At 42.7% G+C, this 12,733-nt stretch carries 14 protein-coding genes; 6 read left to right on the top strand and 8 right to left on the bottom strand.

Features of this window, described 5'->3' with window-relative positions; genetic code table 11:
• The 4 genes from V2H45_RS11910 to V2H45_RS11895 all read right to left on the bottom strand — a co-directional run bounded on the left by V2H45_RS11910 (position 1) and on the right by V2H45_RS11895 (position 2,615).
• Positions 1–552: a type IV pilin-like G/H family protein gene (locus V2H45_RS11910; RefSeq protein WP_330483875.1), complete on the bottom strand. Its 552-nt coding sequence runs from the start codon at positions 550–552 to the stop codon at positions 1–3.
• 127 nt (positions 553–679) lie between these two features.
• Positions 680–1,273, bottom strand: coding sequence for a type IV pilin-like G/H family protein (locus V2H45_RS11905; protein WP_330483874.1), 594 nt, complete (start codon positions 1,271–1,273; stop codon positions 680–682).
• Positions 1,274–1,375: 102 nt separating this feature from the next.
• Positions 1,376–1,945 (bottom strand): type IV pilin-like G/H family protein, encoded by a 570-nt coding sequence (locus V2H45_RS11900; protein WP_330483873.1) that lies wholly within the window; start codon positions 1,943–1,945, stop codon positions 1,376–1,378.
• 121 nt (positions 1,946–2,066) lie between these two features.
• Positions 2,067–2,615, bottom strand: coding sequence for a type IV pilin-like G/H family protein (locus V2H45_RS11895; RefSeq protein ID WP_330483872.1), 549 nt, complete (start codon positions 2,613–2,615; stop codon positions 2,067–2,069).
• Positions 2,616–2,770: 155 nt separating this feature from the next.
• Between V2H45_RS11895 and V2H45_RS11890 the strand changes: the two genes are divergently transcribed.
• Positions 2,771–3,067 carry a FitA-like ribbon-helix-helix domain-containing protein gene (locus tag V2H45_RS11890; protein WP_330483871.1) on the top strand — a complete coding sequence of 99 codons (297 nt, stop codon included), beginning with the start codon at positions 2,771–2,773 and terminating at the stop codon, positions 3,065–3,067.
• The gene (locus V2H45_RS11885) at positions 3,064–3,522 is read left to right on the top strand and encodes a PIN domain-containing protein (protein ID WP_330483870.1); all 459 of its coding nucleotides are present in this window, start codon (positions 3,064–3,066) and stop codon (positions 3,520–3,522) included. The genes V2H45_RS11890 and V2H45_RS11885 overlap by 4 nt, the downstream gene beginning before the upstream one ends.
• 123 nt (positions 3,523–3,645) lie before the next feature.
• On the opposite strand, the gene V2H45_RS11880 is transcribed toward V2H45_RS11885, so the two are convergent.
• The 4 genes from V2H45_RS11880 to V2H45_RS11865 all read right to left on the bottom strand — a co-directional run bounded on the left by V2H45_RS11880 (position 3,646) and on the right by V2H45_RS11865 (position 8,940).
• Positions 3,646–5,172 carry a hydroxysqualene dehydroxylase gene (locus V2H45_RS11880; protein WP_330483869.1) on the bottom strand — a complete coding sequence of 509 codons (1,527 nt, stop codon included), beginning with the start codon at positions 5,170–5,172 and terminating at the stop codon, positions 3,646–3,648.
• A gap of 136 nt (positions 5,173–5,308) precedes the next feature.
• Entirely contained in the window at positions 5,309–6,931 is a 1,623-nt protein-coding gene (locus V2H45_RS11875) for an NAD(P)H-quinone oxidoreductase subunit 4 (protein ID WP_330483868.1), read from the bottom strand.
• Between the two features lie 501 nt (positions 6,932–7,432).
• Positions 7,433–8,221 (bottom strand): undecaprenyl-diphosphate phosphatase, encoded by a 789-nt coding sequence (locus V2H45_RS11870; RefSeq protein ID WP_330483867.1) that lies wholly within the window; start codon positions 8,219–8,221, stop codon positions 7,433–7,435.
• Positions 8,222–8,490: 269 nt separating this feature from the next.
• Positions 8,491–8,940 carry a hypothetical protein gene (locus tag V2H45_RS11865; RefSeq protein WP_330483866.1) on the bottom strand — a complete coding sequence of 150 codons (450 nt, stop codon included), beginning with the start codon at positions 8,938–8,940 and terminating at the stop codon, positions 8,491–8,493.
• 147 nt (positions 8,941–9,087) lie between these two features.
• Here V2H45_RS11865 and V2H45_RS11860 point away from each other — a divergent pair, with 147 nt between their 5' ends.
• The 4 genes from V2H45_RS11860 to V2H45_RS11845 all read left to right on the top strand — a co-directional run bounded on the left by V2H45_RS11860 (position 9,088) and on the right by V2H45_RS11845 (position 12,547).
• Entirely contained in the window at positions 9,088–9,987 is a 900-nt protein-coding gene (locus V2H45_RS11860) for a carbohydrate ABC transporter permease (protein ID WP_330483865.1), read from the top strand.
• Complete coding sequence (locus V2H45_RS11855; RefSeq protein ID WP_330483864.1) at positions 9,988–10,851, top strand: carbohydrate ABC transporter permease; 864 nt, start codon at positions 9,988–9,990, stop codon at positions 10,849–10,851.
• Positions 10,852–10,892: 41 nt separating this feature from the next.
• Positions 10,893–11,762, top strand: coding sequence for an Rpn family recombination-promoting nuclease/putative transposase (locus tag V2H45_RS11850; RefSeq protein WP_330483863.1), 870 nt, complete (start codon positions 10,893–10,895; stop codon positions 11,760–11,762).
• Between the two features lie 440 nt (positions 11,763–12,202).
• A complete protein-coding gene (locus tag V2H45_RS11845) occupies positions 12,203–12,547 on the top strand; it encodes a hypothetical protein (RefSeq protein ID WP_330483862.1) in 345 nt (114 codons plus the stop codon).
• Positions 12,548–12,733 lie beyond the last annotated feature (186 nt).

The following is a 12,733-nucleotide window of genomic DNA, read 5'->3' as shown; positions in this document are numbered from 1 at the left end:
TTACTGTCCTACGGGCTGGGTATTGGCTCCACAAGTAGGAATTCCATTTTTCACGATCGGATCGGGTGGTTTTGTATCTCCAGGAGCATTTGCCTCACAGAGAATCGCTAAAGTTGTCACATCACTTGATGCGGTAACCTGCGAGAGAAAGACTGCACCAACATAGCTACGATAGTCTGCTTTTTTAGAAATACCGTAATTAAAAACTGATTGTTCCTTTGCCGATTTTACTGTGGCTACACGAGTAGAGTAAATGTAATTTTTTCCCGTATCGGTTTTAAGCCCAACTCCTAACACATCAATATTAGAACCAAACTTGCTATTCTCTGTAAAGTAGGCTTGTTGTCCTTTATTTAATGAACCCACATAGGTTCGCGCCTCGGATGTTGGGGCTTTATCAGCTCTGCAAAGAAAAGACGGCAAAATCAACGCAGCAACAATTACAGCTATAGGTAGATAAATCAGCAATCTAATCCACAAGCTCCATCTATTATTCCTTTTGAGGAGAGGTGATTGGTCTGCTTTTTTAGCTTGTGCCAGATCGCTTTTCATCATGATATGCCTCAACTAATAAAACGATTATTGCGCCAAAGTTTGGTTTGCGTTGCGATCGCGATCGCACTTATCTTTGCCAGCGATCGCTTTCGAGAACAATAGAACTTTAATCAGGTAGCATGGCTTACTCGCTTACGGACTGCGTATTGGCTCCACAAGTAGGAATTCCATCTTTAATGAATGGATCGATCGGTTTTATAGCTCCTAGAGCATTTGCCTCACAGAGAATCGCTAAAGTTTTTACATTTTTTGCTTTTGGAATAGGCACGGCAAAAACTGCGCCAACATAGCTTCGTTGGTCTGCATTGTTAGAAATACCGTAACTAAATGCTGATTTTGATGTAGCTACATGAGTAGAGTAACTATAATTTGGCGTAGTATTTTTTATACCCACTCCTAACACATCAATATTAGAACCAAACTTGCTGTTTTCTGTAAAATACGCTTGTTGTCCCTTATTTAAAGAACCGACGTATGTTCTTGCTTCAGTTTGCTTAGCTTTACAGGGTGTATTCAGAAATGAAGGTATCGCGATCACGCCAAGTACAGCGATTAGAGATAAAGAAATCGACCATCCAATCGCTCTGGCTTTTACGCTTGCTTTTTGTTGGCGAGCTATATCACTTTTCAATTCCTCGGAAGTAGGATCTACAGGTAGATCCAAGCTATTTGGCTCTAGTTGTTCTTCAGACTTGCTTTGTGTCCGATCGCTTTTCATCATGATATGCCTCAACTAATAAAACGATTATTACGCCAATGTCTGATTTGCGGTGCGATCGCGATCGCAGGCTTGTATACCAATCGATCTCATTCCTACAAGTTAGGTTTCGGGCACACAAGTAGAAACGCCTTCAATGGTCGTGTAAACATTCCCTGCTTGACAGGGATTTCCTCCTACAAGCAGGGTGTCGGGCGCACAAGTAGGAACTCCAGCTTTCATGAATGGCTCAGATGGCTTTATAGTTCCTAGAGCATTTGCCTCGCAGAGAATCGCTAAAGTTGTTACACCACTTGTGTTTGGAACAGGCACAGCAAAAACTCCACCAACAAAACTTCGTAGCCCTTGATATTTGGAAATAGCATAACTAAATGCCGCCTTTGATTTGACACCAATAGAGTAATAATCATAAGCAACTGATTCAACTTTAGTATCTACTCCCAACACATCAATACTAGAGCCAAATTTATGGTTATTTTCCTTAAAGAAGGCTTGTTGTCCTTTATTTAATGCACCTACAAATTTTATTGCTTTAGATGTCGTAGAGCTGCAAGGCTGATTTAGAAATGAAGGTAGCGCGATCGCAGTAACAATTCCTACAAAAGATATAGCACTTAACAATTTAATCCAGATGTCCCATCCCTTTTTAGCTGTTCTGTAATCGATATCCATTGCAATAAACCTCAACTGACAAAACGATGATTTCACCAAAATTTGGTTTGTGTTGCGATCGCACTTATGTTTGCCAGCGATAGCTTTTGAGAACAATAGAACTTTAATCAGGTAGCTTGGCTTACTGTCCTACGGGCTGGGTGTTGGCTCCACAAGTAGGAATTCCATTTTTCACGATCGGATCGGGTGGTTTTGTATCTCCAGGAGCATTTGCCTCACAGAGAATCGCTAAAGTTGTCACATCACTTGATGCGGTAACCTGCGAGAGAAAGACTGCACCAACATAGCTACGATAGTCTGCTTTTTTAGAAATACCGTAATTTAAGGCTGATTGTTCTTTGGCTGATTTTACTGTGGCTACACGAGTAGAGAAAATGTAATCTTCCGCATCGGTTTTAAGCCCAACGCCCAACACGTCAATATTAGAACCAAACTTCCTATTTTCTGTAAAGTAGGCTTGTTGCCCTTTATTTAATGCACCTACATAGGCTCGCGCCCCAGATTGATGGGCTTTATTAGCTTTGCAAAGAAAAGACGGCAAAATCAACGCAGCAACAATTACAGCCATAGGTGGATAAATCAGCAATCTAATCCAGAGACTCCATCTGTTATTTCTTTTGCGGAGAGGTGATTGGCCTGCTTTTTTAGCTTGTGCCAGATCGCTTTTCATGATGATTTGCCTCAACTAATAAAACGATTATTGCGCCAATGTCTGGTTTGCGTTGCGATCGCGATCGCCAACTAGCTCACTCACACAGTCGAACTAGATTGATTTTGCGATGCTATACTCAAATCATACCCAGCCTTTCTTCTGTGTCTAACAATATGACTAAAGTAATCATTACAGACCTAGATCCTATTGTTATCAAAAAGCTACAAAAGCAAGCAGTTCAGCGTGGACGATCGCTTGAAGCTGAATTAAAATACCTAATTGAATCAGCCGTTTTAAACCCCTATCAATTTGCGGCGAATTTACCATTGATTCCTTTAGAAGATTTACAGCAGTCAGTGCAAAAATCATTGAAAGAATCTGGCTATGACTCTAGGGAAAAGATTATTGAACTAGTCCAAGAAGTTAAGAAAGAAATAGCAAATGAAAGAGAAAGTTTTAAACCTCAATGAAGACTTTCCCCAATCGTATCTTTCTTGATACTAATATTTACATCATTGGTGTTGCAGATTCGTTGAGTTCTGAATGGGAGATTTTATTATGGGCGGGATTTGACAAAAAGAGAACGAACTCAGTTAAAGTGGTAGTTTCTGAAGAACTATTCGATCAGATTTTACGAGTTTCTAAACGCTTAAAAAACAAAGATTGGGGTAGTCAAATTGTAGCAAATATGTGGCAAAACTTTAATGTCCATAATGTTTCTCTTGAAGCTGAGGAATTGGCAAGAGTTGAAGCATTAGGCATTATTCCTCGTGAAGATGTGGGAATCTATTTGACAGCAAGCAAAGGTAAATCTCAATGTTTTATTTCGGCTAATCATAAGTTGATTCGGAGTCTAGCTCAAGAAACTGGAGAATTTGAATGTTTAACTCCACAAGATTTTGTTAAAAAGTATTTGCATGATTGAGAGCGATCGCCTATTCGCTTTCCATAATGCTCTACCTTTACTGGTTAAAGTCATTATTGCGCCAAAGTTTGCGTTGCGATCGCGATCGCTCACTTCATCCCGATAGATCGCATTTCTAAAAAGCTAGGGGAGCCAGAACTTAGGAAATAGGGCTCCAATCGTATTTCGAGCAATTTGATTGAGCGATCGTCCCAACTGAATATGGGGTTCGTCAGCTTCTATTGGCAAAATTTGGGCTGGGTTTCCGTCACCTAAGTAGGCGATCGCGGCATTAGCGGCTTCCAAGCCTGTGACAAAAGCTTTCTCTTGCGACCAAGAGCCATGACGATTGACAATCCAGTCTCCACTCATATAAAGATTGGGAATGCTGGTCTTTGCTCGCAGCATATATGGATAGCTACCGGGAGAAAAATGGGTAACGGCACGGGGTAAGCGAATCACACTACTGTCAATTACTTTTGCGTCTGCGATCGCAGGAATACAAGTGGTGAGATAGCTCTGCACGATTGATACAATCCGATCGTTATTTAGGGGCAAAAACTGATTGGCATGATAGAAATCTGCTTCAATTACAGTTCCAGACTCATCGCGATATTCATCGTGTAAAGCATTTAGATCGAAAAACGTCCAGCCCGTTGTCGTATCAAAGCCAAAGCAGGCATTAGAGGCGCGAGGTATAGATATTTTGCGATCGAACCACAACCTTGTTGCCAAGACATCCACTGCGCCTAAGTTCATCACATCTCTAAATTCCTTAAGGCTTTGCAAAGAAGGACTCGCAGAAATAATTCTTTGCATTCCCGTAATCCCAACTGCAAAGATCGCAGCATCAACCTCAAATACTTCATCGCCGCAAACGACTCCTTGAATAGAGGGCTGACTCGATTCCCCTTGAGGCTTCAGAACTACATCTGTAACTCTACGATTTGTCAGAATTCGCCCGCCCGCCTTCTCAATGCGATCGCACCAAGGACGGAAGATCTTTTCGCCCACCGTCCCGCGACACCACACCACATCAAAATCTGCTTGGTGCGCCAAAATAAAGTAATAGAGCATTCCCAAAGCTGCCGCTGCCGAGCACTGTTCGCCAGGGGCAAACAGCCCAACTAGTAACATCGGCTCAAACGATTCGCGATATAAGCGAGCCGATACCCCATACTGTTTAAACAGTTCCCTCGCTGTCATTCCGTCATAACGCTGCCAAGCTTGCTCGGAATTGTCAAAATCTAATAAGGCATAAAGCAGGGGTAAGGCAGAGAGGCGATCGCTGAGGGGCAATCGTTTAAAACTGGTATAAAGAAACGTACCTAGGGGTGTTGGCAATCGCGGGAGATCCTGAAAAATGGGAGATTCCACTTCTAGTCCCGCAGGAGAATATTGAGCGGAACGCGTCCAAGGCGTAAATGGATGGATACCCAACTCCTCAACCAGACCAAAGATATTGTTATAGGGATACCAAAAGCCATGAATACCCGCTTCGACAGAGCGACCGCCGCTCGTTTTCCAACCTGCGACTAATCCTCCTGGGTAGGCTCCTGCTTCAAGTAGCGTGACATCATAGCCCTGTTTTGCAAGGTGATGGGCCGCGCCTAAACCTGCCCAACCTGCTCCAACCACCACCACTTTATTTTTTTGCGATTCTGATGACATTCTGATTTTCCACTGTGCTAAGTGCTTGCTTGAAATTTATTGCCGATAGAGAACATTGATGGCTACCATAGGTGCGAAATAAAGCAAAATACCCCCGTGGGGGGGGTATAAAGCGAGAATAGTCTCTAGGTTTGCTTTATTCTACGTTCGAGAGCGCTGGTGCAACAAGAGTCGCTGTATTGTGAGTTAAGCTGGGCTGCAAAAATCCTAAGGGACTTCCCACGGGTTTATTGGCTAAAGCTGGAACCGCCGCCCGAAGCGTTGATACCAGACTGGATGTCGTCGAATCATAAACCTGCGTCATCAACTTGGGATATAGTCCGATACCAATGATCGGTACGAGCAGACAAGCAATAATAAATACTTCCCGTGGCTCTGCATCAATCAGTTCCTCGTGAGAAATAAGTTCCTTATTCTCAGCGCCGTAAAAGATTTCGCGCAACATCGATAGTAAATACACGGGTGTGAGAATTACACCCACGGCTGCCAAGATCACCGTTACCACTTTAAATGTATCGCTGTAAGCATCGCTGGTTGCGAAGCCCACAAAGACCATAACCTCGGCGACAAATCCACTCATGCCCGGTAGGGCTAGGGAAGCCAAAGAGCAAGTCGTAAACATGGCAAAGATCTTGGGCATTTTTTGACCAACCCCACCCATTTCATCCAAAATCAGCGTATGGGTGCGATCGTAGGTAGCTCCTACCAAAAAGAACAAACTGGCTCCAATCAGACCATGGGAGATCATTTGTAGCATGGCGCCACTGGTTCCTAGTTCGGTAAAGGAAGCAATCCCAATCAAGACAAAGCCCATGTGTGAGATGGACGAATAGGCAATCTTGCGTTTCAAACTACGTTGGGCAAAGGAGGTGAGGGCAGCATAAATAATATTAATGATCCCCAAAATCACCAAAACAGGCGCAAAGTAAACATGGGCATCAGGAAGCATGCCAGCATTCATCCGCAATAGTGCGTAACCACCCATCTTCAGCAAAATCCCTGCCAGCAACATGTGAACGGGGGCAGTAGCTTCGCCGTGAGCGTCTGGCAACCAAGTATGTAAAGGAAAAATTGGTAACTTCACCCCATAGGCAATCAAGAAGCCAGCATAGGCAAAGAGTTGGAATGTGAGAGGATAGTCTTTGGCAGCCAATGCTCTCATATCAAAGGTGGGGACATCGCCATAAAATGCCATGGCTAAAGCAGCTACCAAAATGAAGAGAGAACCACCTGCGGTGTAGAGGATAAATTTAGTGGCTGCATATAACCTTTTTTTGCCACCCCAGATTGACAGCAGCAAATAGACAGGGATCAGTTCGAGCTCCCACATAAAGAAGAACAGAAGCATATCCTGAACGGCAAACACACCAATTTGTCCGCCAAACATAGCAAGCATCAAGAAATAAAATAATTTCGGCTTGAGGGTTACGGGCCAAGAAGCCAAGATTGCCAATGTGCTGATAAAGCCAGTAAGTAAAATCAGGGGCATCGAAAGACCATCTGCACCCACCGACCAATTTAGTCCGATCTGTGGCACCCAAGCATAGGTTTCTGATAGCTGTAGCCCTGGTTTAGAGAAGTCGTACTTCGTACAAAAGGCGTAAACCAGCACCGAAAAGTCAATTAGACCGACGACTAATGAATACCAGCGAACTATCTTGCCATCCCCCTTGTCGGGTACGAGGGGAATCAGCAGAGCCATAATTATCGGGAAGATAATTGTGAAAGTCAGCCAAGGAAAATTTTCAAGATTTAGCATACTTACAAATAATCAGTTTAATTACCTACCCACTAACTTCAGACATTGTAACTAGGTCTAAATTGAATCCCTAGAATTATTCAGACTTACTTAAACTGAATATGCATTTCTACCTAATGAATGTATCCCAGAACTATAGCGATCTTTAGTTGTTTATGAACGTAGTACAGGCTTCCGCACAGGCAGGCATCTTGCCTGCTACAAATTAGAGCGTGTTAGAGAAGTTTTTACCCCCTCTAGCTCCCCCTTGCACACTTCCGCGAAGCGACTTCCCGCAGGGTAGGAGGAGGATTTAAGTTTCCCCCCTTTGCAAGGGGGGATTAAGGGGAGTAAAAGTAGAAATTTATACGAAATACTAGACTTCTCAGACACTCTCTTATTACAACTCTTTTAGGATTGCTATAAGTTTTTTGCATGCTTAATAAAAATGCCAGCTACAAATACCAGCTACGAACGTAGGTTTAGCTTACTGCAATGGTTTTAAATTTAGCGTTTTTGAAATTAAGCAACCCATAACAGCAACGCGCTTCCAAACAGGAGACGATAAAACACAAAGACCCATGTAGATTGGGTTTTGAGGAAGCGCATCAAAAAAGCGATCGCAAGATATGAAAATATGAAAGATGAAACAATTCCGACCACCAATGGGCCAAAGGATTTGAGATCTTTTAAAACCTTATAGGACTCGTATACCGTTGCCACGGTGAGCGTGGGGATACCTAGTAAAAACGAAAATCTTGCAGCGGTAGCTCGTTTCAGCCCCAAAAATAATGCTGTAGTCAGGGTTGAGCCCGATCGCGACACGCCCGGAATTAATGCTAGGGTCTGCCCCAAACCGATCAGGATTCCGTCTTGAATTTGCAAAGAGTCAAAGCCCCGTTTGCGAGAGCAAAACTTTTCTGCTGCCCCTAAGATCAATGCCATCACAATCGAGGCGATCCCAATGACTAGAATGCTCTTGGGTAGCACATCTTTAAATAAATAGCCCACGATCAAGGCCGGACACGCACCGATCGCAATGCCAACAATCTGCTTCCACTCTTCTTTTTGCCAATCCTTTTCACGATAGGCGGCGATCGCACCCGTGACAATGTGGCGTATATCTAGCCAAAAATACAAAATCACGGCAAAAACACTACCGAGTTGAATTGCGTCCACAAAGGCTTTCTCGCCAACCTGCTCCCAACCCAAGATTTTCGTAAAAACAATCAAATGGGCGGTGCTGCTAATTGGCAAAAACTCCGTAATGCCCTGCACGATCCCAAGGATAAATGCCTGTAAATATTCCATAGATTTAACTTTTTTGCGATTGGGTGTTAGCTCTCAACCCCCAAGTAAACGATTTTTCTAAGAAGTTTGCATGGGTTATGATCGCACATTATCAAGCAGCCGCGTTGAGGTAAGCAGCTAATTGAGTCTCGCACTGTTGGAAAATATAGTTGACAGCATCAAACAATTTTTCTAGGTCAAAAATACTGTAAGGCGCTGGGTGGTGCGTAAAGCAAGCAAAACAAAACCCCCTACTGGTGAGATGAGGGGGCTATGAATTCTCGGCTAGATTACTTTTTCTTGATATCTTTTGCCATATTGCGGAACATGTCCATGCTTGTATCTGAAGAGATCGTACGGCGATCGCTTGCTTTAGGCGCTTCAGCTTCCTTTTTAGAGGCATAGGTAGCCGATTCACCACTCGTAAGCTCTAATTTCTCCATAGAAGAAACCGCTTCAATCAACTCAGCCCCTTCGGTACTATTTCCCATTTTAGGGAAGGATTTTTTTACACTCTTGGCTGTACGCATGTAGTCAATATCCCCGTAAGTCTTTGCCGAATCAGCATCTAAGAAAAAGGCATTTGAATCTTCAGACTCCACGCTTGATAAAACAGTTGTCTCCGTTTTATCTGCTTTCTTTTTATTGAATAAACCCCTAATAAAACCTGTCATATCTTTCGTGCTGCCTTTATTGAATGGATGATTGCTAGTATTTACTTTTGTTTCGGTATGTAACATATTAGCAATATTTATGGGACATTTAATCCCAACATAAATCAAAATTTTCGATTGCCTTGCGCAGCGCGATCGCCAGAGAATTGTGCGTGTAAGATTGCCTTAAGCATCTAGTGACGTCAGCCTTGCCCATCTCAACGCCCCACGATCGTGAAACCGAAAAAAAATAGCTTTAAGCAGAAACTTAGGAATATTAACTGGACGCCTTATTTCTTTCTGTTGCCAGCCGTGTTACTGCTCGGTATCACTGCGTTTTTGCCCGTGATTCAAGCGGTTTACTTGAGCTTCACCAGTTATGACTTTGTGGGCAGTCCCAATTGGGTTGGATGGAAGAATTACAATCTGTTGTGGCGCGATCGCTTATTTTGGCAAGTTCTCTACAACACGATCGTTTATTTAGTGTTTGCCGTGCCTTTTTTGGTGGTTTTGCCATTGATTTTGGCGATTTTAGTCAATCAAGCCCTCAAAGGAATTCAGATTTTCCGCGCGATTTATTATTTTCCTGTGGTTGTCTCTGTGGTTGTGGCGGGCATTGCTTGGAAGTGGGTTTACGCCCAGAATGGCATCTTAAATTACTTCGCTTCGCTGATTTCATTTCAAACGATCAAAATTGCTTGGCTGACAGATTCGCGGACGGCAATTTTTTCGATTATTGCGGTGACGGTTTGGCGAGGTTTAGGCTATTACATGGTGATCTATCTGGCGGGGCTACAGGCAATTCCTAAAGATTTATACGAAGCCGCTGCGATCGATGGTTCGGATGGTTGGCAAAAGCATTTTGATATCACCGTGCCCCTGCTAAAGCCCTACATTATTCTTGTGGCAATTCTCTCGGCGATCGCTTCGATGAAAATCTTTGAAGAGGTCTATATCATGTCCAAAGGCGGTCCTGCGAATAGTACCAAAACGGTGGTTTATTATCTATTTGAGAAGGGATTTGACAGCTTAGAAATGGGCTATGCTTCCGCGATCGGTGTCGTTTTATTTCTGATTATTTTTACGATCTCAATTTTGACAGTAAAATTTGTTTCCCCTAGTACTCGTGCCTAAATGGATAGATATCTGCGTAAGAAAAAATTATTTAACTTCAAGAGTTCCTATATAGAGAAATTTTGGGGATATTTGTTACTCAGTTTGATTGCTGTGGTCACGATCGCACCCTTACTTTGGTTGGTTAGTACGGCTTTTAAATCTCCCGATGAAAATATTTTTCGGTTTCCACCGCAACTAATTCCTGCGCATCCTACGTTTAATAACTTTATTAAGGTTTGGCAAAACAATCCCTTTCATATCTATTTGTTGAATAGTGTTTTCGTAGCAAGTATCACCGTTATTTTGAATTTATTGTTTTGTTCTCTTGCGGCATTTCCACTGGCAAGATATGACTTTAAAGGTAAGGCATTTTTCTTTTGGGCGATCGTGGGGACAAGTATGATCCCATTTCAAATTACGATGATTCCCCTTTATGTTTTGGCAGTACAGCTCAACCTAAAAAATACCTATGCTGGCTTAATTTTTCCCTATGTTGTTTCGGCGTTTGGGGTGTTTCTACTCAGGCAAGCATTTCAAGGCGTGCCTAAAGAATTAGAAGAAGCGGCTTGCATGGATGGTTGCTCTAGTTTGGGAGTTTGGTGGCATGTGATGCTGCCCTCAAACCGTCCCGCCCTCACCACTTTAGCGGTCTTTACTTTTGTCGCCATGTGGGGCGATTTTCTCTGGCCCTTGGTGATCGTAGACAAGCCAGAATTCTATACATTACCTTTGGGTGTGGCAAATTTAGCCAGTGCCTTTTCGGAAGATTGGCGTTTGATTGCCGCTGGCTCGGTGATTTCGATTATTCCTATCTTTGTGTTTTTTATCTTTTTGCAACGCTATGTAATTTCCACTGACGCAGGCGCTGGCATCAAAGGATGAATTTTTGCTAAAATGAAGTTGGGCAATCTTGGCATGAGAATATGAGATTTATTAGTCCTAAAACTGATTTTGCATTCAAGAAAATCTTTGGCTCCGAACAAAGTCATGATGTTTTGATCGGTTTTTTGAATGCCCTGCTTTACAATGGTGAGAAGACTATCACGCAACTAGAAATTCTCAATCCTTATTTAGCTCCACGCATCCGAGGTGTTAAAGATACTTATCTCGATGTCAAAGCCAAACTCGATAACGGTACAAGCGTAATTATCGAAATGCAGGTATTGAATATCGAAGGATTTGAAAAACGCATTCTTTACAACGCGGCAAAAACTTATTCCATTCAACTTGGTGTCGGGCAATCCTATTCGCTACTCAACCCTGTGATTGCGCTCACGATTACAGATTTTCAGATGTTCCCAGAACTTGATCGCTTAACTTCTCGGTTCATTTTAAAAGAGAAAGACTTTTTGATTGATTATCCTATTTACGATCTTGAATTAGTGTTTGTAGAGCTGCCAAAGTTCCATAAAGCGATCTCCGATCTAGAAACTTTGGCGGACAAGTGGTTGTATTTTCTCAAGCACGCCAGAGATTTAGATGTTGTACCAGAGAGTATGAATCTAGTACCAGAGATTAAGCAGGCGTTTGAATTTGCGAGGGAAGGGAATCTCTCACCTGAAGAATTGGACGATTTAGAACATCAAGAATTCTTTATTCAAGATCAGCGTAACGCGATCGTAAAGGCGTTGGGGCAAGGAGAGAAAAAAGGATTAGAGAAAGGCAAAATAGAGGCAAAGCTAGAAATGGCTGGGAAATTGCTGGATATGCTCGATGATGATGCCATTGTTCGTGCGACTGGGCTGAGCCTACCAGAAATCGCGGAATTGAGAAGTACACGATTCCCCTCTTAGGGATGTGTTCCGCCGCAAAATCAATAATTCCGTAGCGATTGTATGCCATATGTCGCTCAACAATCTGTATAACTTTAGGAACTAAGCATTCCCTGCGGGAATTACAGCGTTATGTAATACCATTTTGAAAAAACCGCGCTCAGCGCGGAATCTAAAACCTGATCTGTCGCAAATATTGAGGAAATTGGTATAATTCCTACGGATGCTGGGGCGGGTGTGAAAAGCTAGAAATAAAGGTTAAAAATTGTAATTATAGGAACTTATTTTTGGTTTTAAATGTTGAATGATTTAAGCACTAATAAATCCTAAAAGTTAGCAGTCTAAGCCTAAGAGTGCCAGCATTTTAGTCTTATTGGTAAAGTAATTCTATTGGATTTGTCAGTGGGGTAATTTAGGAATTACTCCTTCTCAATTTACCTTTTAGCTATTAGGAGATAAATATGGAATACACATTTGAAATTTTAGGTGTGTCGCCGATTCTTTATTTCTTTAATCATCAACAGGAAGCAATCCAAAAATCTACCCATGAGGGTGTAGAGTATCTTGGCGCCCATCGCTGTACGCTAGATGCCTTTATCCAATCGGCAGAAATTGTGCCTGCCCAGAGAGGCTGGGACTTCGATCGCCTCGTGCAAGCGATCGTCGATTTTTGGGTAAATAATCCCGAACGTGTGGGGCTTTGGCGGGAAAGACTGTCGGACGCAGGCGGTGAAAGCCTCGTTGTTGCCAGAGTGGGCAATTTGAAATCCTTACGCAACGAACTGGAGTCGATATTCAGGCAGTAATCACGAGCCAGACTTGCGATCGGAAGTTATCTATAGACTTTTTAATCTGACTTTTTCATCTGAAGTCATGTCTGCAACATAGGATTTTGATGTGCGTAGGAATCTGCTAGGTTTTATAGGTGATACTTATGTCAATACTTCGGACAGTTTTAGAAAATAGAGAAAAAAAGCCATTCATCGTTTAAG

Origin of the sequence: Tumidithrix elongata BACA0141 (assembly GCF_036349135.1) — a bacterium.
In the GTDB taxonomy this organism is placed as follows: Bacteria; Cyanobacteriota; Cyanobacteriia; order Pseudanabaenales; family Pseudanabaenaceae; genus Tumidithrix; species Tumidithrix elongata.
Note: the sequence above shows the minus strand (reverse complement) of the source record. Positions and strands in the feature narration are given on the sequence as shown.

What these genes read in the sequence shown, in the direction of transcription:
- V2H45_RS11850 (WP_330483863.1), top strand. Translation starts at nt 10,893, where the DNA reads ATGAGATTTATTAGTCCTAAAACTGATTTTGCATTCAAGAAAATCTTT.
- V2H45_RS11890 (WP_330483871.1), top strand. Translation starts at nt 2,771, where the DNA reads ATGACTAAAGTAATCATTACAGACCTAGATCCTATTGTTATCAAAAAG.
- V2H45_RS11845 (WP_330483862.1), top strand. Translation starts at nt 12,203, where the DNA reads ATGGAATACACATTTGAAATTTTAGGTGTGTCGCCGATTCTTTATTTC.
- V2H45_RS11895 (WP_330483872.1), bottom strand. Translation starts at nt 2,615, where the DNA reads ATGAAAAGCGATCTGGCACAAGCTAAAAAAGCAGGCCAATCACCTCTC.
- V2H45_RS11875 (WP_330483868.1), bottom strand. Translation starts at nt 6,931, where the DNA reads ATGCTAAATCTTGAAAATTTTCCTTGGCTGACTTTCACAATTATCTTC.
- V2H45_RS11900 (WP_330483873.1), bottom strand. Translation starts at nt 1,945, where the DNA reads ATGGATATCGATTACAGAACAGCTAAAAAGGGATGGGACATCTGGATT.
- V2H45_RS11870 (WP_330483867.1), bottom strand. Translation starts at nt 8,221, where the DNA reads ATGGAATATTTACAGGCATTTATCCTTGGGATCGTGCAGGGCATTACG.
- V2H45_RS11905 (WP_330483874.1), bottom strand. Translation starts at nt 1,273, where the DNA reads ATGAAAAGCGATCGGACACAAAGCAAGTCTGAAGAACAACTAGAGCCA.
- V2H45_RS11855 (WP_330483864.1), top strand. Translation starts at nt 9,988, where the DNA reads ATGGATAGATATCTGCGTAAGAAAAAATTATTTAACTTCAAGAGTTCC.
- V2H45_RS11880 (WP_330483869.1), bottom strand. Translation starts at nt 5,172, where the DNA reads ATGTCATCAGAATCGCAAAAAAATAAAGTGGTGGTGGTTGGAGCAGGT.
- V2H45_RS11865 (WP_330483866.1), bottom strand. Translation starts at nt 8,940, where the DNA reads ATGTTACATACCGAAACAAAAGTAAATACTAGCAATCATCCATTCAAT.
- V2H45_RS11910 (WP_330483875.1), bottom strand. Translation starts at nt 552, where the DNA reads ATGAAAAGCGATCTGGCACAAGCTAAAAAAGCAGACCAATCACCTCTC.
- V2H45_RS11885 (WP_330483870.1), top strand. Translation starts at nt 3,064, where the DNA reads ATGAAGACTTTCCCCAATCGTATCTTTCTTGATACTAATATTTACATC.